The organism is Afipia sp. GW821-FHT04G03, assembly GCF_059419985.1.
In genome coordinates, this window is record NZ_JBWKSV010000001.1 from 141,743 (window position 1) to 167,414 (window position 25,672).

At 61.8% G+C, this 25,672-nt stretch carries 23 protein-coding genes; 15 read left to right on the forward strand and 8 right to left on the reverse strand.

The genetic code is table 11. The annotated features are described in order from the left end of the window. Positions 1 to 139: 139 nt before the first annotated feature. A complete protein-coding gene (locus tag AC07UB_RS00730) occupies positions 140 to 2,317 on the forward strand; it encodes a GumC family protein (RefSeq protein ID WP_492789564.1) in 2,178 nt (725 codons plus the stop codon). 3 nt (positions 2,318 to 2,320) lie between these two features. On the opposite strand, the gene AC07UB_RS00735 is transcribed toward AC07UB_RS00730, so the two are convergent. Then, the gene (locus AC07UB_RS00735) at positions 2,321 to 3,535 is read right to left on the reverse strand and encodes a GNAT family N-acetyltransferase (protein WP_492789562.1); all 1,215 of its coding nucleotides are present in this window, start codon (positions 3,533 to 3,535) and stop codon (positions 2,321 to 2,323) included. A gap of 189 nt (positions 3,536 to 3,724) precedes the next feature. On the opposite strand from AC07UB_RS00735, the gene AC07UB_RS00740 reads away from it, so the two are divergent. Then, on the forward strand, positions 3,725 to 4,729 hold the full coding sequence (locus AC07UB_RS00740) for a polysaccharide deacetylase family protein (protein WP_492792632.1): 1,005 nt from the start codon (positions 3,725 to 3,727) through the stop codon (positions 4,727 to 4,729). Here AC07UB_RS00740 and AC07UB_RS00745 read toward each other — a convergent pair. After that, on the reverse strand, positions 4,720 to 4,932 hold the full coding sequence (locus AC07UB_RS00745; protein ID WP_492789560.1) for a DUF2842 domain-containing protein: 213 nt from the start codon (positions 4,930 to 4,932) through the stop codon (positions 4,720 to 4,722). The two genes, AC07UB_RS00740 and AC07UB_RS00745, sit on opposite strands and share 10 nt — an antisense overlap. Before the next feature lie 98 nt (positions 4,933 to 5,030). On the opposite strand from AC07UB_RS00745, the gene AC07UB_RS00750 reads away from it, so the two are divergent. Together AC07UB_RS00750 and AC07UB_RS00755 are read left to right on the forward strand one after the other, a co-directional pair. Further along, entirely contained in the window at positions 5,031 to 6,128 is a 1,098-nt protein-coding gene (locus AC07UB_RS00750) for a COX15/CtaA family protein (RefSeq protein WP_492789558.1), read from the forward strand. 162 nt (positions 6,129 to 6,290) lie between these two features. Then, the gene (locus AC07UB_RS00755) at positions 6,291 to 7,112 is read left to right on the forward strand and encodes an FTR1 family iron permease (protein WP_492789556.1); all 822 of its coding nucleotides are present in this window, start codon (positions 6,291 to 6,293) and stop codon (positions 7,110 to 7,112) included. Between the two features lie 86 nt (positions 7,113 to 7,198). On the opposite strand, the gene AC07UB_RS00760 is transcribed toward AC07UB_RS00755, so the two are convergent. From AC07UB_RS00760 to AC07UB_RS00770, 3 genes are all read right to left on the reverse strand, one after another. Then, a complete protein-coding gene (locus tag AC07UB_RS00760) occupies positions 7,199 to 8,479 on the reverse strand; it encodes an O-acetylhomoserine aminocarboxypropyltransferase (protein WP_492789554.1) in 1,281 nt (426 codons plus the stop codon). Positions 8,480 to 8,636: 157 nt separating this feature from the next. After that, the gene (locus AC07UB_RS00765; RefSeq protein ID WP_492789552.1) at positions 8,637 to 9,221 is read right to left on the reverse strand and encodes a CoA-binding protein; all 585 of its coding nucleotides are present in this window, start codon (positions 9,219 to 9,221) and stop codon (positions 8,637 to 8,639) included. A 31-nt stretch (positions 9,222 to 9,252) separates the two neighbouring features. Next, on the reverse strand, positions 9,253 to 10,080 hold the full coding sequence (locus AC07UB_RS00770) for an enoyl-CoA hydratase (RefSeq protein WP_494652522.1): 828 nt from the start codon (positions 10,078 to 10,080) through the stop codon (positions 9,253 to 9,255). A gap of 115 nt (positions 10,081 to 10,195) precedes the next feature. Between AC07UB_RS00770 and AC07UB_RS00775 the strand changes: the two genes are divergently transcribed. The 6 genes from AC07UB_RS00775 (at position 10,196) to AC07UB_RS00800 (ending at position 13,910) form a co-directional block, all read left to right on the forward strand. After that, positions 10,196 to 10,627: a PaaI family thioesterase gene (locus AC07UB_RS00775; RefSeq protein WP_492789547.1), complete on the forward strand. Its 432-nt coding sequence runs from the start codon at positions 10,196 to 10,198 to the stop codon at positions 10,625 to 10,627. A gap of 149 nt (positions 10,628 to 10,776) precedes the next feature. Continuing rightward, positions 10,777 to 11,241, forward strand: a complete 465-nt coding sequence (gene rplM / locus AC07UB_RS00780; protein ID WP_492789546.1) for a 50S ribosomal protein L13 — start codon at positions 10,777 to 10,779, stop codon at positions 11,239 to 11,241. Beyond that, positions 11,241 to 11,717: a 30S ribosomal protein S9 gene (gene rpsI, locus AC07UB_RS00785; RefSeq protein ID WP_492789543.1), complete on the forward strand. Its 477-nt coding sequence runs from the start codon at positions 11,241 to 11,243 to the stop codon at positions 11,715 to 11,717. Before rplM ends, rpsI begins: the two co-directional genes overlap by 1 nt. Before the next feature lie 214 nt (positions 11,718 to 11,931). Further along, positions 11,932 to 13,191: a GGDEF domain-containing protein gene (locus AC07UB_RS00790; RefSeq protein WP_494652519.1), complete on the forward strand. Its 1,260-nt coding sequence runs from the start codon at positions 11,932 to 11,934 to the stop codon at positions 13,189 to 13,191. Positions 13,192 to 13,236: 45 nt separating this feature from the next. Further along, positions 13,237 to 13,470, forward strand: coding sequence for a hypothetical protein (locus tag AC07UB_RS00795; RefSeq protein ID WP_494652517.1), 234 nt, complete (start codon positions 13,237 to 13,239; stop codon positions 13,468 to 13,470). A gap of 143 nt (positions 13,471 to 13,613) precedes the next feature. Further along, complete coding sequence (locus AC07UB_RS00800; RefSeq protein WP_492789537.1) at positions 13,614 to 13,910, forward strand: antibiotic biosynthesis monooxygenase family protein; 297 nt, start codon at positions 13,614 to 13,616, stop codon at positions 13,908 to 13,910. 50 nt (positions 13,911 to 13,960) lie between these two features. Here the strand turns inward: AC07UB_RS00800 and AC07UB_RS00805 are convergent, their stop codons facing one another. Together AC07UB_RS00805 and AC07UB_RS00810 are read right to left on the reverse strand one after the other, a co-directional pair. Further along, complete coding sequence (locus AC07UB_RS00805; protein WP_492789535.1) at positions 13,961 to 15,112, reverse strand: AI-2E family transporter; 1,152 nt, start codon at positions 15,110 to 15,112, stop codon at positions 13,961 to 13,963. A 798-nt stretch (positions 15,113 to 15,910) separates the two neighbouring features. Beyond that, the gene (locus AC07UB_RS00810) at positions 15,911 to 18,286 is read right to left on the reverse strand and encodes a xanthine dehydrogenase family protein molybdopterin-binding subunit (protein ID WP_492789533.1); all 2,376 of its coding nucleotides are present in this window, start codon (positions 18,284 to 18,286) and stop codon (positions 15,911 to 15,913) included. 218 nt (positions 18,287 to 18,504) lie between these two features. On the opposite strand from AC07UB_RS00810, the gene AC07UB_RS00815 reads away from it, so the two are divergent. From AC07UB_RS00815 to AC07UB_RS00825, 3 genes are all read left to right on the forward strand, one after another. After that, a complete protein-coding gene (locus tag AC07UB_RS00815; protein WP_492789531.1) occupies positions 18,505 to 19,578 on the forward strand; it encodes a Ppx/GppA phosphatase family protein in 1,074 nt (357 codons plus the stop codon). Positions 19,579 to 19,665: 87 nt separating this feature from the next. Next, entirely contained in the window at positions 19,666 to 20,355 is a 690-nt protein-coding gene (locus tag AC07UB_RS00820) for an RlmE family RNA methyltransferase (protein WP_494652514.1), read from the forward strand. A 72-nt stretch (positions 20,356 to 20,427) separates the two neighbouring features. After that, positions 20,428 to 21,507: an acyltransferase family protein gene (locus tag AC07UB_RS00825; protein ID WP_494652512.1), complete on the forward strand. Its 1,080-nt coding sequence runs from the start codon at positions 20,428 to 20,430 to the stop codon at positions 21,505 to 21,507. 6 nt (positions 21,508 to 21,513) lie between these two features. Here the strand turns inward: AC07UB_RS00825 and AC07UB_RS00830 are convergent, their stop codons facing one another. Then, a complete protein-coding gene (locus AC07UB_RS00830) occupies positions 21,514 to 22,977 on the reverse strand; it encodes a DHA2 family efflux MFS transporter permease subunit (protein WP_494652510.1) in 1,464 nt (487 codons plus the stop codon). Between the two features lie 332 nt (positions 22,978 to 23,309). Between AC07UB_RS00830 and guaB the strand changes: the two genes are divergently transcribed. Beyond that, the gene (gene guaB, locus AC07UB_RS00835; protein ID WP_494652508.1) at positions 23,310 to 24,809 is read left to right on the forward strand and encodes an IMP dehydrogenase; all 1,500 of its coding nucleotides are present in this window, start codon (positions 23,310 to 23,312) and stop codon (positions 24,807 to 24,809) included. A gap of 186 nt (positions 24,810 to 24,995) precedes the next feature. Then, positions 24,996 to 25,619, forward strand: coding sequence for a hypothetical protein (locus AC07UB_RS00840; RefSeq protein WP_494652506.1), 624 nt, complete (start codon positions 24,996 to 24,998; stop codon positions 25,617 to 25,619). Positions 25,620 to 25,672: the final 53 nt, after the last annotated feature.

Genomic DNA, 25,672 nt, shown 5'->3' on the forward strand with positions numbered 1-25,672 from the left:
GACATGGCGGCCGCCCCGCGCCTCTGAAGGGGGGGGGGCGCAGCGTGATTAACCCAGCAGCAACCTTAATAGATTGTAATCGGTCGGGAGAAGTTCAGCCTTCGCGTCAGTGCAGTAGCGTCCGGGTGGAGAGTGTTCGATGCGTTTTTCGTTCTCGCGTGACTGGATGGGCAAGCTGCCGTCATGGGGCAAAGCGAAGGTCAAGGCCATCGCTGCTCCTGTCGTTGCGTCGCCGCCTGTCGCGCCTCCTGCACCGGTCTTATTGGCCGCAAGTCCAGAACTTGGCGACGTCGATCTTCGCGCAATCTGGCACGCGCTGGTTCGCAAGCGGATGTGGGTCATCGTGCCGACTGCGCTTGCGTTCGGGTTGTCGCTGCTCGCCGTCAACATGATTACGCCGCGCTACAAGTCCGAGGCGCGCATTCTGATCGACGGCCGCGAAAACGTTTTCCTGCGTCCCAATGGTGAGCGCTCTGAAGAACGCGGCAGCCTCGACGCAGAGGCCGTGACCAGCCAGGTGCAGTTGCTGCTGTCGCGCGATCTCGCCCGCGAAGTCATCAAGGCGAACAAGCTCGCCGAGCTTCCCGAATTCGATCCGGTCCTGCGCGGCATATCACCGCTGCGGACGTTGCTTGCGTTGTTCGGCGTCGGCCGTGACCCGTTCAAGATGACGCCCGAGGAGCGGGTGCTTGAGGCCTATTATGAGCGGCTGACGGCCTATGCGGTCGACAAGTCGCGCGTGATGGTGATCGAATTTCAGTCGCGCGATCCCGGACTGGCGGAGCGTGTCACCAATTCCATCGCCGACGGTTATCTGGTGCTCCAGCAGGCGGCCCGGCAGAATCAGGCGAAGTCAGCCTCGCAGTGGCTGCTTGTCGAGATCGAAAGCCTGCGCAAGAAGGTCGCAGACGCGGAGGCTCGGGTCGAGGAATTCCGCTCGAAGTCCAATCTTTTCGTCGGCACCAACAACACTACGCTGTCGAACCAGCAGCTTGGCGAACTGAATACGCAGCTCAACAATGCGCGTGCGCTGAAATCCGATGCTGAATCCAAGGCGCGCCTGATCCGCGAAATGCTTCAGAGCGGCAAGCCGATCGAGGCGTCGGAAGTTCTCAATTCCGAACTGGTGCGGCGTCTGTCCGAGCAGCGCGTGACGCTGCGCGCGCAACTGGCCGAGCAATCGTCCACGCTGCTTGGCGGACATCCGCGTATCAAGGAATTGAAGGCGCAAATTCTGGACATCGACCGCCAGATTCGGGAGGAGGCGAACAAGATTTCCCGCTCGCTGGAGAATGACGCCAGGATCGCAAGCGCGAGGTCGGACGGGTTGAACGGCAGTCTGGACCAGTTGAAGCGCCAGGCGACCTCGAACAACGGTCAGGACGTTCAGCTCCGGGCCTATGAGCGCGAAGCCAAGGCGCAGCGCGATCTGCTGGAATCCTACCTCGCCAAATATCGAGAAGCCACCACGCGCGAAAACATCGATGCGGCGCCTGGCGATGGCCGGATTATCTCCCGCGCGATTGTATCGAATACGCCGGCCTTCCCGAAGAAGCTCCCGACCGTCCTGATCGCGACAATGGCGATGCTGATGCTGACGGCGGGTTACATCGCCACCGAAGAATTGTTGCGGATGACCGCGCCGCGTTCCTTGGCCGCTGTCCGTGTGCCGGTTGCACCGCTGCGCGATAAGCATCCGCAGATGCCGGCCGGGATCATGGAGATCGAGCGGCTTGCCGAAATGCTGCGCGAGGGCGGGGATTCGACCCGCAAGATCACCGTCATCGGAGCGCATCAGGAGGAGAGCGTTACGCTAACGGCGCTGACGCTCGCTCGGCTGCTTGCGCGAAACGCCAAAGTCGTGCTGGTCGATCTGGCGATGGCATCGCCGACGCTGACAGCTGTGTCCACCGACGCGTCTGCGCCGGGATTGACCGAACTGATGCAGGGCATGGCTTCGTTCGGCGAGATCATTACCAAGGATCGGCTGTCCGGCGTGCATATCGTCGGTGCAGGACAAGACCTCGCCCAGCGGCAGCTTTTGCAGTTGCCGCGGATCAATCTGGCGATCGACGCGCTGTCCCGGGCCTACGACTATGTGGTGCTGGATGCGGGCACGGCGTCGGATCTTTCGGCGAACGTCATTGCGGCACAGGCCCATGCCGTCATCATCCCCGATCCGGCGATTACCGCAAACGCCCGCGATATGATGAAGAGCCAGCTTCTCGAGTCTGGTTTCGTCGGCGTGACCATTCTGAGTGCGTCGCCGAAGGCTTCGGATATCGGCGTCGCGGATCAACGGGTCGTGGCGGCCTGACCGTCAGTCTGCAGGCTGCTGCTTGCGCGAGAAAGTATTGCGCAAGAGTTGCGCCATATGCATCAGCGCCGGGTTGTGCTTGACCAGACGCTTGGCATGGGTGAGTGACGACATGCCGAGAGCCGCGAATTTTCCCCGCGCGGTCAGCGGAATGAACGCGTCGAAAATCGGTTCGTCGTCCTTGCAGAACGTCCGCTTGTAATCGTCCGAGCCGACGCCGAAATCAACCGAACCGTATCCGCGCTCGCCGAAGTGGTCGATCATGTAGCGCAGCAGGATCAGGCCTGGGCTGTAACGCGCGTTCTCGGAGGTGGTGTAGGTGTTGAACATGGTCGAGAACCGCTCACCATCGGCAACGCAGGCGAAGATCGAGATCAGTTCGCTGTCGCATTCGAGCGCATGAATCTCGATGGCGCGTGCTCCATTCGGAAGTTTCGCCAGGCACGCGTTGCGGACAAAGCGCTTGGTGGCCTCATCGGAAAATACGTCCGGGAGCTTTGAGAGCGCCATTCGCAGCGGCTTGATGATGAAAAAGCTGTCGAGAAGGCGATTGATGTCGGCGTCGGTGGTCGCGACGACATAGCGATAGCCGGGGAGACCTTGCAGCTTGCGCTCCTTGTTGCGCAAGCGCCTGCGTGTCGAATTGCTGACGCGGTCTTCCGGCTTGCAGCCGGGGACCATCGACATCATGGGGCAGGGATTGGTCGATGGTTGTGCCGCCAGCGACGCCAGCGGATTTGCGACATTGTGCCAGCGCTGCGGCTGTTGCGTGAAAGCCAGCACATCGACGCCATCCGCCTGTGCGCGAACAGCGGCAACGAGTGCGTCGAGCTCGGTCTTTGTGACAGTTTCCGCAAAATCGCGGCGCCACAGCGCCATATTAAATGTCGGGTGCTTGCCGCCCATAAAGCGCGCAATCTTCGCGCCATTCTCGCGGCTGATGACGAGCGGCAGCAACAGCAGTGGCCGGTCGTTCGCGTCGGAGACGATGACGATGAAGGGCAATGCGCCTTCATGCTTGCCGATGGTCTGCTGCCAGGTGTTGAGAAGCTCGAAGCGCTGATAGGGCGTAAAGAGAAAGTCGGGCCCCTCGAACGCGCGCCAGCGGGGTTCGGCCTCGGTCATATCCCGGATAACGTCGACGCGCGCGACGCGGCTTGAACCGGAGTTTGCCTGCGAATGCGCGCCGGGGCCGTGAAGTGCTTCAGCCATGGTCATCGGAAGACCTGAATTCCTGGGCATTTTGAGATTTACGGCTTTGGCGGGACCTTATTCAAAGAAATGTCAACAAAGAGTAATGACAATGCCGGAGCGGGGCCGGTGTTGCCGCGCGCGAGAGGCGACGACGTGCTGTTTCGGAGAGGCATCTTGGCGGATGTGGCGCTGGAATTCGCGTATTTCAGCGGCATGACCCATATCTTCGAGCGACGGACCGGCGGATCTGGCGTCATCCTCAAATTCGCGCATGTCCGGCCCCGGCGTGGCGATCCGTTTCAGCCGTTGCGATGGCAGAACGTCACTCCCGAATTTCTCGACAATGCGATTTCCGCGCTGAAGCGCTGGAATCTCGATTTTCTCTCCATCGGTGACGTAGCCGAACGCGTGCAGCAGGCGTCTGTCGCGCGCCGCTTCGTCTGCCTGACATTCGATGGCGGCCACCGCGATTTCATGACGTTCGCCTATCCCGTACTGTCGCGTCACCGCGTGCCGTTCGCGCTGTACGTTCCGACCGGCTTTGTCGACGGCATCGGCAAGGCGTGGTGGCTGGCGCTGGAGCAGGTCATCGCGCGCAACGACCGCATCGGCCTCGTGATGAACCGTGCCGAAACGCATTTCTTTGCCGCAAGTGTCGCCGAGAAATATGAACTTTACGATGTGCTTCATGCATGGATGATGACGCTGCCGCCGGCCGACGTCGCTGCCGCAATCGGCGACCTGTGCACGCGTTATGGCGTTGACCTCGGCGCAGTCTCGCGGGACATCACCATGAGCTGGCAGGACCTCGCCAAGCTGGCGCGAGATCCGCAAGCGACAATCGGAAGCGCGACCGTCAATTATCCAAACCTTGCGCACGCCAAGGGCACCAGCGCGTTGCGGGAAATGACCATGGGACGGACGGTGATGGAGACAGCACTGGATGGTCCGTGCCGCCACTTCGCTTATCCATTTGGCGAACGGGGCACCTTTGGACCCCGCGAAATGCTGTTGGCGCGGGAGGCGGGATTTTACAGCGCGGTATCCGCCACCGCCGGCGTGGTCAGGTCCGACGGCTCGTCCGATCCGATGGCGCTGCCACGCATTGTTTGGGACGGACGACGGCAATCGATGCGCGCGCTGCGTGTGATTATTTCCGGTCTCACGGTCCGGAAAGAGAAGCGTCGCGAGACGGAACCCGCCGTGAATTACGGCTGAGGATCGGGCCGCGACATCCATGCGATGATCGGCATCGCGGGCAATACCCAGCCGAGGCCCGCCACCACGTAGAATATCGCCTGGGCGAGCTTCGACCCCGCGAGCAGAGGCGTTTGGGCAAGCGCCATGCCTGTGAGCGACCAGACTATGACGAGCGCCAGAAGGCCGAGCGTCCCGATGAATTTTCGTGTGCGGATATTCATAACAGAATTGTGCTGATGGCCATGGCAGCGCGGCTTGCGCGGAAAAGTGCGGGGACTATAAGGACCGCGCGAATTCATTCAAGGCTGCATTTCGGATCATGACGCCCGTTGCGACCGACCAATCGACATACGCCGCAGGGATGCGGAGCGTCCGCGCGTGGCTGATCGTCGTCGCGGCTCTCGTTGTCTGCACGCTGATCGTCGGCGGCGCGACACGTTTGACCGAATCCGGACTTTCCATCGTCGAGTGGAAGCCGGTTACCGGCACCATCCCGCCGCTGACGGAGGCTGCGTGGGCAAAGCAGTTCGAAGCCTACAAGGCCATCCCACAATATCGCGAAATGAATCGCGGCATGAGCTTGTCCGAGTTCAAGACCATCTTCTGGTGGGAATGGGCTCATCGGTTGCTCGGCCGGTTGATCGGCGCGGTGTTTCTGCTGCCGTTCTTGTGGTTCCTGTGGCGCGGATTTCTGTCGCCCGAACTCAAGCGCAGATTGTGGATCATCTTCATGCTTGGCGGCGCGCAGGGCGCGGTGGGGTGGTGGATGGTGACGTCCGGTCTCACTGAGCGGGTGTCGGTCTCACAATACCGGCTCGCCATCCATTTCATGCTGGCGCTGGTTATCTTTTCGACGATTGTCTGGACCCTGCGGCGTCTTCAGCATGCTCCGCCATCTGCCGCCTCGTTGCGCGTGAAAATCACGGGCCGGGTTATGCTGGCGGTGGTGTTCCTGCAACTCTATTTCGGGGCGCTGGTCGCCGGGTTGCGCGCGGGCCGCGTGTTCAACACCTGGCCGATGATCGACGGCGCGTTCTTTCCCACCGCCGCACGGCTGTTTTTCGAAGAGCCCTGGTGGCGGAATTTCTTCGACAACACGCTGACGGTTCAGTTCAGCCACCGGATGATCGCCTACACCCTCGTGGTTCTGGCAGTCGTCCACGCCATCGACGCAATTCGTTCCCGGGCCAATCCAGCGGTCGTCTCGGGAGCGGTCTGGATCGTGGCCGTAATGGTCGTACAGGTCGCCATCGGCATCCTGACGTTGCTGAATCAAGTCCCGATCGACCTCGGGCTGGCTCATCAGGCGGTTGCGATTGTCCTACTCATGCTGACGCTATTTCAGGTCGAGCGGCTGGGCCGGTCACTTCCGGAAACGACGCCCGCCAAGCTCCGTCTCGTCGGCGAAGGCGGCTGAATCGAACTATTCTAAAATGGCTTGAGTACAAGTAAGTGCCGATTATGAGGCATTTCCTCGATCTTCATGCCTGATCACGTTTTGGTGCAGGCCAGGTGCACTTTAACTTCGATTTGCGCCGCGATAGAACGAAGCCCTCCAAGGTTTGTCACAAGGTCCTCCATGTCCAACGCATTCGTCCAGGCCGCCGTCATTCTGCTGCGCGAAGGACTGGAAGCCATGCTCGTGATCGCGGCGCTCGCGGGCTATCTCCGGAAAGTCGGAGGTGCGCATCGCGTGACCGCGCTTTATGCCGGCGCGCTAGCGGCGATCGGCGCCAGCATTATCGCGGCGTGGCTGTTCGCGGTTCTCAATTCAGGCAAGCATAATGATATCTTCGAAGGCGTCGTCATCCTCTTTGCGGCGGCTCTGATGCTCTACGTCAGCGGCTGGCTCATGGTGAAGCAGGACCCGCGGGGCTGGCAGGACTATCTGGCAAACAAAGCCGACAATGCGCTCGCGCAGGAGACGGCATGGGCCGTGGGCGCGCTGGCCTTCTTCGCGGTGTTTCGCGAAGGCGCTGAGACCGTACTTTTCATCAACGCGCTGGCCGTGACCGAAGGTGGCTGGAGTCTCGGACTGTTCGCGGGTCTGGCCGCGGCAACAGTGGGCCTCGCGGTACTGTTCTATTTCATCAATCTGATCGCGCGGAAGATTCCGCTGCGCCCGCTGTTCATCATCACCTCGGCGTTCCTGTTCGCGATGGGCATCAAGTTCATCGGCGAAGCGATGCAGGAATTTCAGGAACAGAACCTTGTGTCTTTCACGGAGTTAAAGAGTTTCGGCTGGCTGCATTCCCTCGGGCTCAACTCAACGCTTGAGGCGCTGTCAGCGCAGTTTCTGGTGATCCTGTTCGCGCTTGCGACGTTCTCGATCGTCCAGCGCAATGCCCGGCTGGTCCGCGAAGACAAGGCGAAAGCCGCCATGGAGACAGCAAAGACCTGAATTTTTAAAAAGTATTTTGCTCTCTCTAAAATTTAAGAACGCGGCGCCATGCCCGGCGCCGCGTTCTGTATTTCAGAGGCTAATAATTACTCCTTCAGAGCCTGATCGAGATCAGCGATCAGGTCTTCCTTGTCTTCAAGACCGACCGACAAGCGCACCACATCGACACCGGCGCCGGCCAGCGCCTTCTGCGCGTCGTCGAGCTGGCTGTGCGTGGTCGAGGCTGGATGGATGATCAGCGAGCGCGTGTCGCCGACATTGGCTAGATGCGAGAACAGCTTCACATTCGAGACAAGGCTGATGCCTGCGTCGTATCCGCCCTTGAGGCCGAACGTGAACACTGCGCCCGCGCCCTTCGGCGAGTATTTGCGCGCGAGGTTGTGATAACGGTCACCGGGCAATCCGGCATAGTTCACCCACGCCACGGCAGGATTGGCGGATAGCCACTCCGCCACCGCCTTGGCGTTGTCCGAATGCTTTTGCACGCGAAGCCCGAGGGTTTCGATTCCGGTCAGGATCAGGAATGCATTGAACGGCGACAGCGCGGGACCGAGATCGCGCAGGCCAAGGACACGCGCGGCGATGGCGAACGCGAAGTTGCCGAAGGTCTCCTGTAGTTTGATGCCGTGATATTCCGGGCGCGGTTCACTGAGTACCGGATAACGCCCGCTTTTCGACCAGTCGAACGTGCCGGCATCGACGATGATGCCGCCGATGGAATTGCCGTGGCCGCCGAGAAATTTCGTCAGCGAGTGAACGACGATGTCCGCGCCGTGGTCGATCGGCTTGATGAGGTAAGGCGAGGCCAGCGTGTTATCGACGATCAGCGGAACACCCGCCTTGCGCGCGATAGCCGCGATGGCTTCGATGTCGGTAATGGTCCCGCCCGGATTTGCAATGGACTCGATGAAGATTGCCTTGGTCTTCGGCGTCACCGCTTTCTCGAAAGTCGAAACGTCGTCGGAGTCGGCCCAGACCACGTTCCAGCCGAAGCTCTTGAAGGCATGGTTGAACTGGTTGATCGAGCCGCCATAGAGCCTGCGAGCCGCGATGAACTCGTCGCCCGGTTGCAGCAGGGCCTGGAACACGACCACCTGCGCCGCGTGCCCTGATGCGACGGCAACCGCCGCGGTGCCGCCTTCAAGCGCAGCGACGCGCTCCTCAAGTACGGCATTCGTCGGGTTGCCGATGCGGGTGTAGATGTTGCCGAACGCCTGCAGGCCGAACAGCGAGGCGGCATGATCGGCGTCGTTGAAGACGAACGAGGTGGTCTGATAGATCGGCGTTGCGCGCGCCCCCGTCGTCGGGTCCGGCTGCGCACCGGCGTGAATGGAGAGCGTGGCGAAGCCGGGCAGTCTTTCCGTCATGAGATGTCCTTTTGAGAGCCGCGAACGGGCGTGAGAAAGAATATGCTGCGGGCGGATGCTGTCGCCGTCAAGGCGCCAGCGGCTAACGGCGAAAACTGGCAACGAACCTGACGCATTACGTCGCCAGTTTGAACGATCGTTCTGCCGCGCGCCGTATTTAGGGCAGGTCGTTCTTGTCCTTCGCGGCCCGGTCGGCCGCCGCTGTTGCACCGCCTCCGACGCTGCTGCGATTCAATGACAGCCGCATGTTGCTTGTGGGGATCGGCGCGCGCTTGGAACTGAGCGTGCGCGAGTTGACGCCCAGCCATTGAATTTCCGACGTCAGCCTCGCGTATTCGATTTTCGGGCAGCGGTTCATCACCACCTTGATCCCGGCGGCTTCGGCTTTTGCTGCCGCTGCGTCGTGACGGACGCCTAACTGCATCCAGATCACTTTCGGCAGCACGGGCAGGGCGAGCGCTTCATCGACGATCGCCATCGCGCGATCAGAATTGCGGAACACATCCACCATATCAAAGGGACGTCCGATGTCCTTGAGGGAGCCGACGAACGGCTTGCCGACGAGGCTTTTGCCGACCTGACCCGGATTGATCGGGATCATGTCATAGCCGCGCTCGGCGAGATATTTGAAAGCAAAGTAGCTCGGCCGCACATTGACCGGCGATGCGCCGACCATGGCGATCGATTTCACGCTGGTCAGGATGCCGCGAATATAGCTGTCGTCATAGGCGTCGTGGTTCATTGTGATTGTTTCTGTATCCTGAGCCGGTGCGTTACCGGTCTTCCCATTTTGGGGCGCGTTTTTCAATGAAGGCGCCGATGCCTTCCTGCGCGTCGCGCGCCATCATGTTCTCGGTCATGACTTGCGCGGCATAGGTATAGGCATCCGCGAGCTTCATTTCGGCCTGCCGGTAGAACGCTTCCTTGCCGATCTTCAGCGTGTAGGCCGATTTTAGCGCGATCTGCTTCGCGAGACCGATGGCGGCGCTTCGCTCCGTTCCCGCCGGAACCACGCTGTTGACAAGGCCGAGTTCGCGCGCGCGATCAGCGGAGATATGGTCGCCGGTGAGCAGCATATGCATGGCGTGTTTGCGCGGAACGTTGCGCGACAGTGCGACCATTGGCGTGGAACAGAACAGGCCGATATCGATGCCCGGCGTGCCGAAGGTCGCTTTGTCCGACGCGACCGCAAGATCGCAGGTCGCGACCAGTTGGCATCCAGCGGCCGTCGCAACGCCTTGCACGGCGGCGACAACGGGCTTCGGCAAATGCACAATGGCCTGCATCATGTTGCTGCAGGACGTCATCATATGCGCGAAGTAGGCGCGGCCCTTGTCAGCGTCGGCGCGCCGCGCGGTCAATTCCTTTAGATCGTGACCGGACGAATAGGCGGGTCCGTTTGCCGCGATGACGACCGCGCGAACGGATTTGTCGTTCCGAACCGAATCGAGCGCTTCGTGGAGCGCTACGATCATCGATTCCGACAGCGCGTTGCGTGTCGCGGGTGAATCGAGCGTGAGCACGGCGATGCCGTCAATCGTCTCGCGCAAGAGCGGCGATGGTGTTTGTGGGGCAGAAGAACGAGATGTTTGAGGTGTCATGCGTTTCCGAAGGCTCAGATACGAGTTTCCAAATAGAGCTTCGTTGGGCTCGTTATTGTCCTCACCCTAGGATACAAAACCGTCATATACGAGGGCAGGGCAGGACATAGGTTTCATGAATAAGCCGAAGATGACCGTGGCAGAACTCGAGGCCTTTCTCCATCGGGAGTTTCCGCAGGCCTTCGCCAGCGGAGAAATCCTCATCGAGAGCGCCGACGGTGCGACCTGCCTGCTGCGTCAGCCCTACAGCGAGCGGATGCTGCGTCCCGGCGGAACAGTCTCCGGGCCGACGCTGATGGCTTTGGCGGACTTCGCGATGTACGTGGTGCTGCTCTCGGCCATCGGTCCTGTCGGGCTCTCGGTCACCGCGAGCCTGAACATCAATTTTCTGCGCAAGGGACAGCCGGGTCAGGATGTCTTGGCGGCGGCCAAGCTTTTGAAACTCGGCAAGCGGCTCGCCGTGGGTGAAGTGAACCTGTTATCAGGGACTTCGCCCGATCCGATTGCCCACGTGACCTCGACTTACTCCATTCCGGACATTCGCTAATTTCTATGGTATTAAAATACCATATTTGTAAGTCGTTGTTATGGCTTCGATATTTTGTGCTATTTAGCATTGACGCGCGCGGGCCGGTTATCTAGAACCGCGCCAGTTTGGCGATTGCGCCGAACGTACAATTTCACGGATTCCCTCACATGAAGACGTTTTCGGCAAAGCCAGCCGAGGTCAACAAGAAGTGGATACTGATCGACGCCAAGGGTCTGGTCGTCGGTCGTCTTGCCACCTTGGTCGCCATGCGTTTGCGCGGCAAGCACCTCCCGACCTACACCCCCCACGTCGATTGCGGTGACAACGTCATCATCATCAACGCGGCTCAGGTTGTTCTCACCGGACGCAAGCGTGAGAACAAGGTTTACTACAACCACACCGGTTTCATCGGCGGCATCAAGGAACGCACTGCGAAGTCGATCCTCGAAGGTCGTTTTCCGGAGCGCGTCGTCGAGAAGGCTATCGAGCGCATGATCCCGCGCGGTCCGCTTGGCCGCGTTCAAATGGGCAACCTCCGCGTTTATGGCGGCGCCGAGCATCCGCATGAAGCGCAGCAGCCGGAAACCCTGGATGTCGCATCGATGAATCGCAAGAACATGAGGGCCGCATAATGTCGGATACCATGCAGTCCCTCGATCAGCTCGCGTCGCTGAAGACCGCGGCGCCGGACGCTCCGAAGTACGAGAAGAAGGTCGACAAGCAGGGCCGCGCCTATGCCACCGGCAAGCGCAAGGACGCGGTTGCCCGCGTCTGGATCAAGCCCGGCTCCGGCAAGGTCACCGTCAACACCCGTGAAGTCGAAGTGTACTTCGCGCGTCCTGTGCTGCGCATGATGATCCAGCAGCCGATCGTCGCTGCCGCCCGTCAGGGCCAGTACGATGTGGTGTGCACGGTCGCTGGCGGTGGACTTTCGGGTCAGGCCGGCGCGGTGCGTCACGGCATCTCGAAGGCGCTGACCAACTTCGAACCGGATCTGCGCGGCGTTCTGAAGAAGGGTGGCTTCCTGACTCGCGACTCGCGCGTCGTCGAGCGCAAGAAGTACGGCAAGGCAAAAGCCCGTCGGTCCTTCCAGTTCTCGAAGCGTTAAGCGCTTCGTTCAAATTGTCCGCAGTTGCCGGACTTGCGATCAAAAGGGCGCCTTCGGGCGCCCTTTTTTGTTGTTCCATATTGCCGTCAAATTGCAGCGATTTTTCCCGAAAATTTTGTGACCGCCGCAAACGGAGTGCCAAGACACCGCTGCTAGCCTTCACGGTGGCTGAGGGGGCTATTCCGGCTCCGTCTATTTAAGCGCTGCATAGAAAATGCCCGCTGGCACACATTTGTCTTTGGACGTTTCCACGCTTTACCTCGTGGCGACGCTGGCGGCGGCGCTGCTCGGCGCGATGCTGCTGTTCTTCTGGCGTCATGAGAAGATCGCAGCGCTCGGCTGGTGGGGCGCGGCCTATATTCTTGGCGCTGCCTCGGTGGCGCTGTGGACCGTCGGCGGGCCCGAACTGGGCTGGGAGTTGTCACTTGCCGTAAATGCGGTCGGATTTATCGCCTGCGGCCTGGTCTGGGACGCGGCGCGGGTGTTTCACGGCCGCGCGGCCAACTGGATCGGCGTAATCGTCGGACCTGCGCTCTGGATCGCGGCTGTGATCTGGTTCGACCCGATCGATCCCGAAATGCGGATGCTGCTCGGCGCGGCCATCGTCGCGGCCTATGCGGCACTGACCGCCGGCGAGCTTTGGCGCGAACGGCGCAAGAGCCTGCGCGCAAGATGGCCGGCCATCTTCGTGCCGCTGATGCATGGCGCCGTGCTCATGCTGCCCATCGTGCTCGGAGACATGTTCCGCTCCGGTAATGCAGCGAGCATGGGGCAGATCTGGATCGCGGCGTTCGCCGCCGAACTCGTGCTCTACGCCATCGGCACAGTGTTCATCATCTTCATGCTGGTCTCCGAGCGGACGGTGAGCGCACACAAGACAGCGGCCTCGGTCGATCCGCTAACAGGGCTGTTGAACCGGCGCGGCTTTAGCGAGGCCACGTCGCGCATGATCGAGCGCGAGGCCAAGGCGGGGCGTCCCATTACCGTGATGATTTTCGACATCGATCACTTCAAGTCGGTCAACGACCGCTTCGGCCATGCCGCCGGCGACGACGTCCTGCAAGTCTTCTCCAATATCGTCGTCAGTTCCCTGCGCATCACCGACCTTATCGGGCGGGTCGGCGGCGAGGAGTTCGCGGCGCTGCTGCCTTGTTCGGTGGAGGAAGCGGTACTCGCGGCCGAGCGCGTGCGCGAGGCGTTCGAGGCGTCGGGCGTTGCGGTCGACGATGCGCCGCTGGAAACCACCGTTAGCATCGGCGTTGCCGGCGGTCCGGCGAAAACAGAGCTCGAAGTGCTGATGGCGTCGGCCGACACCGCGCTCTATCAGGCCAAGCGCGCGGGCCGCAACCGCGTGGAAGTCGCGGTGGAGCAGCCGCTGTCGCTCGCGAGCAGCCGCCGTAATCAGGTTGGCGGCAACGCGCCGCAACCGGACGTGACGTCCGCGATGCGCGCACCTGAAGAGGCGCACGCCTGAACGCGCGCTAACCATCTGTTTACCATGCGCGTCCTACCATGCGGCATGATCACCGCACGCAGCCCCGATTCACAATCCGATCTCACAGCACTTGAGGCCGACGTCGTCTCCGCGCGCACGGGCTTTGCCTGCATGTTCTCGACCTCCGACGAATATGAGCACGCCTTGATCGCCGCGCGCCGTGCCGAAGGCCGTTACGGTTCGCCGTTCGACTGGCAGCCGGTCGTTCTCGCGGGCTGCGCGCTTGGGCTATTGGGCGTATTTCTGGCGGCGATCTGAGAAGCGCGCCGGTTCGCGTTCGACCGAAGGGTGCCGCAAGGCGCCCTTTTTCTTTTCCGGCTGTTGTTTTTGCGCTAGAGCCCTTTGGCACGAACGAAAGAGCGCATGACCGGATCATGCGCCGGAAAAAGGGGCATAACGCCATGATTACCGAAATTGCACAGATCGAAATCAAGCCGGGCAGCGAAAAGGACTTCGAGGCGGCGATCGCCAAGGCGCAGCCTATCTTCAAGCGCTGCAAGGGCTGGAAGAGTTTTGAACTGCATCGCTCGATCGAGAAGCCGTCGCGCTACCGGCTGCATATCAAATGGGAGACGCTGGAAAATCACACCGTCGATTTTCGCGAATCCGCCAACTTCACGGAATGGCGCGCGCTGGTGGGGCCGCATTTTGCGTCGCCGCCGGAGGTGGAACACACCAACACGGTGACGAACTTCTGAGGTCACCGCGACGGATGAAAAGGCGCCTGAGACGGCGCCTTTTTTGTATCTCACGCCATCTTGAATTCCGGCTCGCGTTCCTCGCCGTCTTCGCGCAGATACGTGATGACGACCTTGACGATGGCCATCAGCGGCAGCGCCAGCGCCAGTCCCCACAGCCCGAACACGACGCCGAGCAGGATCTGGAACGCGAACAGCGTCGCGGGCGGAATATCCAGCGCCTGACGCTGGATGATCGGCGTCAGGATGTAGCTTTCGAGCGCGTGGACGCCGAGGAACAGCACGAACGCACTGGCCGCAGCGACCCATCCGGAGGCGAGACTCGCCAGCACGATGATCAGCCCGCCCATCAGCGCGCCGACCGTCGGAATGAAGGCCAGCAATCCGGCCTGAATGCCGAGGATGAACGAACTGTCGATGCCGATGATCGAAAGACCAATCCAGGTCACGAGGAACACCGCGGCCATCGTGATCATCTGCGCAATCAGCCAGCGCTCCAGCGTATCGCTGATGCGGTCGACCACGACGGTGACGCTGGCGCGGTGACGCTTCGGCGCCAGCGCGAGCAGGCCCTTGCGGTAGACGCTGGGCTGCGCCGCGAATGACAGGCCGAGGAACAGCACGATGAAGAAGTTGCCGACGGCGCTGACGGTGCCGAGCAGCAGCTTCAGGGTCTGGCTGACGATGGCGCCGCCGCCGGAGGCGAGCGCGCCGGCGCTGGGCAGGTTCTTCGGCAAGCCCGGAGGGGTCGGCGCTGTCGTTGCCGGCGCGTCGGTGGAGGCGGCCGGAGTTACCGTCGCGGGACTGCCGAGTTCGAGATAGCTGGTGTCGACGCCATGTTGCTCGAGAAAGGTCTTCACGGTCACGATCTGCGACTTGAGGGTATTGCTCAGGACCGTCGCCTGCCGCGCGATGGTCGCGCCGCCGAGAAACACGACACCCGACAGGAGCCCCGCGAGCACCACGCAAACCAGCGCAAGGCGGAGCGCGTGCGGGCCGCCCATGACTTTTTCCAGAAGATGCGTCATCGCGGTGAGGGCGACGCCGAGCAGAATGCCCGCGAACACCAGGAACAGCGTGGCCGCGTAATACCATGCGAACAGCACGAAGATGGCGAATGTGACAATGCCGATGCCGCCCACCGCGATCGACCATGCGAGATCGCCGCGGCTTTGAACTCTGGTCTCGATGGGGCCTGTCACGTCTGTCCTCCGAAGCGGGTTGCAACACTCTTTCCCGAAACGCGGCGGCGGATCAAGCCAAGAACCCATGAAGAACCCATGACGCCGTCATCCCGCGCGCCAATGGCGCAGGGTGTGCTTTTTCGTTTCTCGCCCCGCAGCGAGGGGCATGGAGCGCCGTAAGGCGCACCTTTGTCTTGTTTCGCTCCCGGCATCGCTTGCGACACGATGTGGTCCGGAAGCGCATCGCCTCACGGCGCTCCACTGCGGCGATTTTGGGCGAGAGGACCGTACTTCCGGGACAGGACGGACGCGGTGCGTTCTGATCCGGCGGGATTTCCCCGCCTTCATCCTGTCCGCGTCCAGCCGCGAACGGCAGAGCCCCATAGTGAGCCCGGACGGTGACCCCGCAGGCAGCTTGCGCCGGCTGCGTTTATCGCGCCTCCCGAGCGTGTGTTTGCGAAATACACGTGCAGGCGCCGCATCCTGCTCCGCTTCAAAGCGCCCTCGAGAAGCGCCCCTCACGAACAGGACGTGCCGAACATAAAAGAGGTTCAGGGCGCGGGGATTTGTGTCCCCATCACGAAATGTTTCGGGCTCATTCAGAGTCTCTCCACGTCGTCCCCGCGAAAGCGGGGACCCATACTCCCTGAGTTCTCGATTGAGGGAGATGCTGGAGCGGTCGTCTTGCCATCACCACGGCGCTCGGTGGTTATGGGTCCCCGCTTTCGCGGGGACGACATCGAGTGTGTGGCACTGTCATTCCGGGTCTGCGCCAAGAGCGCATCCCGGAATGACGGGTGAGAAATCGCTCGCGCTCTACGCCGACTTTGCCTTGCGGCCGTCCTGGATCGCGCGCCAGACTTTCTCCGACGTGAGCGGCATGTCGATCTGCGTCACGCCTTCATCGGACAACGCATCCAGCACCGCGTTGACGATGCTGGCGAGGCTGCCGGCGCAGCCCGCTTCGCCGCAGCCCTTGGTGCCGAGCGGGTTCGAGGTCGCAGGCGAGGGGTGATCGCCGATGGTCATCGGCGGAACATCGCCCGCACGCGGCATGGCGTAATCCATGAACGATCCCGTCACCGGCTGGCCGTTGTCGTCATAGGTGACGCATTCCATCAACGCCTGGCCGATGCCCTGCGCGACGCCGCCGTGAATCTGTCCGGCGACGATCATCGGATTGACCACGGTGCCGAAATCGTTGACGCCGGTATAGCGCACGATATGCACGACGCCGGTGTCCGGATCGATTTCAACCTCGGCGACGTGGCAGCCGTTCGGAAAGGTCGAGGGGATGTTCTGCGCAGTGTGATCGACATCGAGCGAGGACGGTGTGCCTTCGGGCATCTTCGAATCTCGCAGCTTTGCGGCAAGCTCCATGATGCCGATGCTGCGGTCGGTGCCGGTGATGGTGAAGCGTCCGTTCGCGAACTCGATATCGCCAACCGAGGCTTCGAGCGCATGAGCCGCGGCCTGTTTGCCCTTTTCGATCACGAGCTTGGAGGCTTCCACAATCGCGGTGCCGCTCGCAGTGATCGAGCGGGAGCCGCCGGTGCCGTTGCCGGTGTGGACGACATCGCTGTCGCCCTGCGTCAGCTTGATGGCGTCGAACGGCACGCCGAGTTGTGCCGCAAGCACCTGTGCGTAAGGCGTCGCGTGGCCCTGGCCGTAATCCAGCGTGCCGGTGATGAGTCGCACCGTCCCGTCGGCTTCGAACACGATCTTGCCGAGTTCGGCGCTGGGAGGTGCCGTGATTTCGAGATAGGAGCCGACGGCGATGCCGCGCAGCTTGCCGTGCTTGCGGCTCTCCTTCTTTCGTTTGGCGAAGCCTGCGAGATCGGCCTGTTCCAGCGCCTTGTTGAACACGCCGGGAAAGTCGCCGCTGTCATAGGTGAAGCCGTTCGCGGCGGCGTAGGGGATGTGCGACGGCTTGATGAAGTTGCGCTTGCGCATCGCCAGCCGGTCGATGCCCATTTCATCGGCGGCGCGGTCGATCAGCCGCTCCATGAAGTAGTTGGCCTCGGGCCGTCCCGCGCCGCGATAGGCGCCCATCAGCGTGGTGTTGGTCAGCACGCACTTGATATCGACGCCGATCAGCGGCATCCGGTAGACGCTGTTGATGTTCTTGGCGATGTTGAGCGACAGCGGCAGCGGAGCGACGCCGGTGATGTAGGCGCCGAGGTTGCCGGTGCCCTTGACGCGCACGCCGAGGAATGCGCCGTCGGAGGCAAGCGCGAGCTCGCATTCGACATTCTGCGCGCGTCCGTGGCTGTCCGACAGAAAGCTCGTGGAGCGCTCGTCGGTCCATTTCACCGGGCGGCCGAGTTCTCTGGCCGCGTGCAGGATGCAGATATATTCGGGATAGTTGGTGTTCTTCATGCCGAACGATCCGCCGACATGATGCGTCAGAAGGTGAACCTTGTCGTTCGGCACGTTGAGCGTTTTCGCGAGCGATAGGCGATTGCCCGCAACGCCCTGCGTCGGAACCTCGATGGTGAAGCGCTGTGTTTTTTTGTCGTAGCTCGCAAGCGCCGCGCGCGGCTCCATCGCGACCACGGCAAGGCGAGTGTTGACGATGTCGAGGCGTGTGACATGCGCCGCCCTCGCGAACGCGGCATCGAGTGCTGCGTCGTCGCCGGAATGATAATCCAGCGCGACATTATTCGGGATGCTGTCATAGAGTTGCGGCGCGCCGGGCTTCACGGCGTCGTCCGCGCTGGTGACTGACGGCAGCGGCGCGATATCGACGGCGACGGCTTCGCCGGCTTCGCGCGCCTGCGCCAATGTTTCGGCCACCACGAAGGCCACCGGATCGCCGACGAAGCGCACCTTGTCGGTCATCAGCGGCATGCGGTTGGTTTGCAGCAGCGGAGAGCCGTCGCGGCTTTTCATCGGCAGGCCGCAGGTGAAAGGATTGTAGCCGGCGGCGGCGAGTTCCTTCCCGGTCCAGACGCCGAGTACGCCCGGCATCGCCCGTGCGGCTTCTACATCGATGCCCTTGATGACGCCGTGGGCGTGGCTGCTGCGCACGATCCAGGCATACGCCTGACCCGGAAGGTTGATGTCGTCGGTGTAGGTTCCCTTGCCCCGCACCAGCGTGTCGTCTTCCTTGCGCCGGACCGGCTGTCCGACGCCGAATTTTTGCAGTGCGACATCGCTTTCGGAGGCAAGCCGGGAGGGGTGATTGAGCATGAAAAATCCGCTGAAATCGGGGTCCGGCGGCGGAAAATCGCCTCGGACACGCGCGATCGGCCGCGCGTATGGGGTGGTGTTAAACTTAAGGTGGCTGAATCGGGGCCACAAGGCGCGATTGGGTATGCTTCGGTTGCGCCGCGCACGCACGCTGTTAGACTTTATTGAACAGGAATTGCCGTGGTGCGGGAATATGCGCCACAGGGATGGAATTTTGCATGAACGAGAATGTGCGGCTGCAAGACGGCCCTGAGCCGTATGTCAGCCCGCCAGCATCGGCCACGGGAGAGGCGCTTGGCCGCGGCGAAAGCCGTGTCCACGGGCTGCCCGCTGCCTATGCCGCTCTCGATCTCGGAACCAATAACTGCCGCCTCCTGATCGCCCGCGTGTCCAACGACGGGTTCCGCGTGATCGACTCGTTCTCACGCATCATCCGGCTGGGTGAGGGCATCTCGACCACCGGCCGCATCAGCGATGCCGCGATTTCGCGCGCGGTGGGCGCTCTCAGCGTGTGCGGCGACAAGATCCGCGCCAAGGGCGCGAAGCGTCTGCGCACCATCGCGACCGAGGCGTGCCGCGCTGCGGACAACGCGGACGCCTTTCTCGACCTGATCGCGCGTGAGACCGGCATCAATCTCGAAATCATCGATCGCGAAACCGAATCGTCGCTGGCGGTGATCGGTTGTTCGCCGCTGCTCGATCCACGCGCCAAGGGCGCGATCCTGTTCGACATCGGGGGCGGATCCACCGAAGTCGTGCGGATCGAACGTCCGGCCGGCTGTCCGGATGCGCCGCCGGTGAAAGGGCCGTGGACGTCGCTGCCGCTCGGCGTGGTCACGCTGGCTGAGCGTTTCGGCGGCGCCCATGTGACGCGCGAGTCCTATGGCGCGATGGTCGATGAGGTCGCAGGCCATCTCGCGCCGTTCGCAGCACAGAACGGTCACGACCTCTCGGACATGCATCTGCTCGGAACCTCGGGGACCGTGACGACCGTGGCCGGCATCCATCTCGGCCTCGCGCATTACGACCGGCGCAAGGTGGACGGCCTCTGGATGAACGATGCCGAAATGGATCGCGCCATCGCACGGCTGCTCGACATGACCTATGAAGAGCGTGCGCGGAATGCCTGCATCGGTGTCGAGCGGGCCGATCTTGTCCTCGCCGGTTGCGCCATTCTCGACGCCATTCGCGCGGCGTTCCCGTTGCCGCGTCTGAGGGTCGCGGACCGCGGCCTGCGCGAGGGCATGCTGGTCGAGATGATGCGCGCCGACGGCGCGATTCAGGCCTGCTGAACCTCATCTGATGCCGTGACGGCGCGGCGGAAACGTCGTAAGGGGTGCGTGAGCGCGCTCCTTTGCTGGCGCTATTGAAAGATTGGGATGGCGAAAGACACCACCGGCCGGCTGCATGTCACAGTGAAGAGTGGCGGCAAGCGCAAGCTGTCGTCGAAACTCTGGCTGGAACGTCAGTTGAACGACCCTTACGTCGTGCAGGCCAAGCGCGACGGCTTCCGCTCGCGTGCGGCTTACAAGCTGCGTGAGATCGACGACAAGCAGCGCTTCCTCAAGCAGGGACAGGTCGTGGTCGATCTCGGCGCGGCGCCCGGTGGATGGAGTCAGATCGCGGCCAAGCGCGTCGGCTCGGTCGAGGGCAGGGGCAAGGTCGTCGCTATCGATCTGCTGGAAATGCCGGAACTGCCGGGCGTGACGTTTGCGCAGATGGATTTTCTCGACGACCGCGCCCCGGACAAGTTGCGCGCCATGATCGGCGGCGGCGCGGACGTCGTGATGTCGGACATGGCGGCGAATACCACCGGTCACCGCAAGACGGATCAGTTGCGGATCATCGGCCTGGTCGAGAGCGCCGCCGCGTTCGCCTGCGAAATTCTCAATCCGGGCGGCACATTTCTGGCGAAGGTTTTCCAGAGCGGCGCGGAAGCGGAATTGCTGACGCAGCTCAAGCGTGACTTTGCAACCGTGAAGCACGTCAAGCCCGCCGCCAGCAGGCAGGATTCGTCGGAGCGCTATGTTCTGGCACTCGGGTTTCGTGGTGGCAGCGACAGAGCGTGAGCAGACGGCCATGGTTTGCTATCTGCTGTCCGGGACAAGTGGTAAATTCCGCTCGGGAATCAGGCGGGGCGGATGCCGAACCTCGAACGGCGAATAGTTTCGGTCGATGCTCTGCGCGGGGTTGCGGCGCTCGCAGTCGTATTCTGGCACTGGCAGCATTTCTGGCCGCGCGGCGCCGTCACGGATGATCTGCTTCCGGCTTTTTCGCTGTTCTGGCCGTTCTACAAATACGGCTACCTTGGCGTCGATCTGTTCTTTTGCATCAGCGGATTCGTGTTTTTCACGATCTACGCGGACCAGGTGGCGTCCGGATCGGTGTCGGCAATCAGGTTCGCAATTCTGCGATTTTCGAGGCTTTATCCGCTTCACTTCGTGACGCTGATTGCGGTCGCGGTTCTTCAATCCGTTTATTATTCAAGCCAGTCGCATTTTTTCGTCTACACCGAGAACACCCCGACATATTTTTTGCTTCAGCTTTTTCTGGCCTCGAACTGGTTCTCGTCAACGGGTTCGTTTAACGGGCCGATCTGGTCCGTTTCGATCGAGGTCCTGCTTTATGTATCTTTCTTCTGTGTCGCGAAGTTTCGCCTGACGCATCCCTTCTTTCTGGCCGCTCTTTCTATCGCTGGGTTCCTTCTGATGGATTTCAACGGCTTCCTGGGCCGCGGCCTGTTTTCCTTTTATCTCGGATGTCTTTGCGCAATCACCGTCCGGCAATTATCGACTGGGCGTCCATTGTCGCTGGTCGTTTTTGTCGCGCTTGCTGCCGTGCCTTGTTTTGCATTGCTGTGGGACAGGCAGGCGCTTGCTTCGGCATCGGTCGATGCACTGATGGTCGTCGTTGTCTTTCCGGTACTGGTCATCGTGCTCGCGCTCTCCGACGACGCATTGACGCCGGTTACGCGCCCGCTGCGCTGGCTCGGCGATATTTCCTATTCGTCGTATTTACTTCACTTTCCCTTGCAGATTTTTGTGGTCACATGGCTCGCATTGACGGGGATGGCGATCGACTTTCGCTCGCCGCTGACCCTGGCGGTGTTCTTTGTTGCGTTGATTCTGCTTTCGCTGCTTGGCTATCGCTATTTCGAGCGTCCTGCCATGCAATGGCTCCGGGCGAAGCTGCAGCGGCCGGCGGTCACACAAGCGGCATAAGCGGCGTTAGCCCAGCTTCTGGTCGCGCGCGTCGTGGGTGGACTCGGCTGCGGCGGCTTCAGCGGCCTGCGGGGTTTCCAACTCCGGAATTCTGTGGCCGGAAATCTCGTGACCTGCGTCATCCGGCAATTTCCAGAACGACCAGGCCGACAGCGCCGACAGCACGGCGACGATCACGAACGCCGGCCAGAAATCACCTGCGCCGAGTTCCGTGGCGTGGCGCGTGGCCATGGTGGCTTCGACGGCGAATGCGCCGACCGCGACACCCGCTGAAATTGCCAGTTGCTGGTTGACGCTGACGAGGGTGGTGGCGCGGCTCATTTCGGCAGTCGCGACTTCCGCATACGCCATGGTGTTGATCGCCGTGAATTGCAGCGAGCGGAAGAAGCCGCCGACGATCAGGATGATCATGATGAGCAGCAGCGGCGTCGACGGCGTGAACAGCGCGCAGGCTGCGAGGAAGATCGAACTCACCACCGCGTTGATGATCAGGATGTTGCGGAAGCCGAAGGTGCGGATGATCCGCGCGGCCAGCGTTTTCATGCCCAGCGCGCCGACCGCCGAGGCGAACGTCACCATGCCGGACTGGAACGGCGAAAGGCCGAAGCCGACCTGCATCAGCAGCGGCAGCAGGAACGGCAGCGCGCCGATGCCGAGACGGTACATGAAGCCGCCGGTCAGGCTGGCGCGCAACGTCGCATGCTTCAGCAATGAGAAGTCCAGCACGGGCGACGCGGTCTGTTTGGCGTGGCGCAGATAAAATCCCATCGCGATGCCGCCGCCGATGATCAGCGATGTCACGATCTGCCACGACAGAAGTCCGAGCCCCGCGACCGACAGGCCGAAGGCGAGGCCCGCGACGCCCAGTCCCGCGAGGATCAGTCCGACCACATCGAACCGTTCGGGATTTTCGCTCTTGATCGGATCGATATATTTCAGCGCCATCCAGATGCCGATCAGTCCGATCGGAATGTTGATGAGAAAGATCCAGTGCCACGAAAAATACGTGGTGATGAAACCGCCGAGCGGCGGTCCGATCACCGGCCCGATCAGGGCGGGGACGGTGACCCACGCCATGGCGTTGACCAGCGCGCTCTTGTCGATGGAGCGCAGCAGCACGAGCCGGCCCACCGGCGTCATCATCGCGCCGCCGATGCCCTGGACGATGCGTGCGATCACGAAATGGGTCACCGATGTCGATAAGGCGCAGCCGATGGAGCCGACCATGAACACGGCGATGGCGACGCTGAACACAGTGCGTGCGCCAAAGCGATCCGCCGTCCAGCCGCTCGCCGGAATGAACACCGCGAGCGACAGCAGGTAGGACGTGATTGCGAGCTTCAGCGTCAGCGGACTGGTGCCGATGTCGGCGGCGATGGCCGGCAGCGAGGTCGCGATCACCGTCGAGTCCATGTTTTCCATAAACAGGGCGCAGGCGACGATCAGCGGTATCAGGCGTTCCTTCTGCATCGTCTCGGCTTTGTGGAAGGATTTGGGAAGGGGGCGGGCAGGAGAGAAATGGCCGCTCCAGATAGGCCCATCTTAGGCGGCGCGGTCAATAAACTCGTCGTGAGCCGACCCGTTCCGGGAAGGCCTGCGGTTAGGGGGGCTTTTGCAGGCGTCCCATGCGCAAAAACCTCTGATTTTCGAGCGAAATGCTTTGAAACGTCATCCCTTCATGCTATCGACCACCGCCAACCCCACCGATGGGCTTCGATTCGAGCGACGCGTCAGCGGTCGCCAAATCCCGCACATCCTGAGGTTATGTCGCAGCGACCGCGCTGTGTGAAACGGAGTTGGCAATGGTAATCAGGCAGTTGGGTCAGGGTATCCGCGAAGCATTCACATTTGACGATGTGCTGCTGAAACCCGGTCTGTCCGACATTATGCCGTCCGATGCCGATGTTCGCACCCATCTGACGCGGGCCATCCCGCTCAATATCCCGATTATCGCGTCGGCAATGGACACGGTCACGGAAGCCAGCATGGCGATCGCGATGGCGCAAGCCGGCGGCATCGGCGTGATCCATCGCAATTTCGAAGGCGACGGTCAGGCCGCGCAGGTGCGTCAGGTCAAGAAATTCGAATCCGGCATGGTGGTGAATCCGCTCACCATTGGTCCAGAGGCCAAACTTGTCGACGCACTGACGCTGATGAAGGATCACGGCATCTCCGGCGTACCGGTGGTGACCGGGGCAGGTCCGGGCAAGCCCGGCAAGCTGGTCGGCATCCTCACCAACCGCGATGTGCGCTTCGCCACCGATCCGGAGCAAAAGGTCTCCGAATTGATGACGCATGAAAACCTCATCACCGTGAGGGAGGGCGTCAGCCAGATCGAAGCCAAGCGCCTGCTGCATCAGAACCGCATCGAGAAGCTGCTGGTCGTTGACGAGCAGTATCGCTGCGTCGGCCTCATCACTGTGAAGGACATGGAAAAGGCGGTCGCCTATCCGCTGGCCTCGAAGGATGCGCAGGGCCGTCTGCGTGTCGCTGCCGCCACGACGGTTGGAGACGCGGGCTTTGCGCGCACCGAGCGCCTGATCGAGGCCGGAGCGGATGTCATCGTCGTCGATACCGCGCACGGTCATTCGTCGCGTGTGCTTGAAGCGGTCAATCGCATCAAGCGGCTGTCGAACGCGGTGCAGGTCATCGCGGGCAACGTCGCAACCACCGAGGGCACCCAGGCGCTGATCGATTCCGGCGCGGACGCGATCAAGGTCGGCATCGGTCCGGGTTCGATCTGCACCACGCGCATCGTCGCGGGTGTCGGTGTGCCGCAGCTCACTGCGATCATGGATGCGGTCGAGGCCGCGAAGAAGGCGAACATTCCGGTGATCGCCGACGGCGGCATCAAGTATTCCGGCGATCTCGCCAAGGCGCTCGCGGCCGGTGCAGACGTCGCGATGGTCGGCTCGCTGCTCGCGGGCACCGACGAGACACCGGGCGAAGTGTTCCTGTGGCAGGGCCGCTCCTACAAGGCCTATCGCGGCATGGGTTCGGTCGGCGCGATGGCGCGCGGCTCGGCCGACCGTTACTTCCAGCAGGACATCAAGGACACGCTCAAGCTCGTGCCGGAAGGTATCGAGGGGCAGGTGCCCTACAAGGGACCGGTCGCCAATGTGCTGCATCAGCTCGCCGGCGGTCTTCGCGCCGCAATGGGCTATGTCGGCGCGAAGGACATTCAGGCATTTCACGAAAAGGCGGAATTCGTGCGGATCACCGGTGCGGGCCTGCGCGAAAGCCATGTCCACGACGTCACGATTACGCGCGAAAGCCCGAACTATCCCGGCGGCGGCGGTTAAGCATAACCGTCCAATTTCGGCCCCAACGGTCCTCCAAAATGCGCTACAATTGCGCAGCCGTTGATTGCTGTTTCATTTTCCGCCGGCGCGCCGCCCCCGCGCGTCTTAAAGGCACGTTTCCTCGTTCATTGGTCCGGCCGCCATTCCGGCCGCAATCTCCCCAACACCTCAGAGAAGAAAAACATCATGGTTGACTGGACAGACGACAGGATTGCCGCGCTCTCGGATCAGGATCTGAAAAACCTGCTGGTCAACGCCGAGCGGAAGTCGGTCGCGGATATCGTTGAGAAGTGCCAGACCGAGCTTGAGAAGCGCAATGCCGCCAAGCCGCGCAAGGCGTCGAAGCCGCGCTCCGAACTGAAGGAGTTCGAGCACGAGGTATCCGCGCAGCTCGCCGAAATCGGCAAGGACGTCGCAGGCAAGTACGATCTGTCCGAAGAAACCGCGAAGGCGAACTCGGTGGGCGTGAAGGGTTTCAAGGCGCACCGGCTGCTGGATTCCAAGGGCTATGCCAAGCTCGGCGGAATGCAGCGCGACGGCTCCGTCGCCATGGAGCGTTACATCTCGTACCGCCGTGGCGACAGCACGGTCTATCTCGGCGTGTTCCTGCTGAAGGACGCGCCCGCCGAGGATCACGAATTTCACGTCATCGCGCCAAAGGCGTTGCTCGAAGGCGGCAAGCCCGTCGCGGAAATCCGCCCCACGGCGACGGACAAGCAGAAGCAGGCCGCCGACAGCGGGCTGTCCTTCAAGGATTTGCCGAGTGCTGCTGTGGCGTTCGACAAGGCGCTGGCGAAACTCGCGGGCTGATCGCGCCAATTCGGACTATTCTGTTTTAAACGGGAGGGCGGCATGGATGTCAT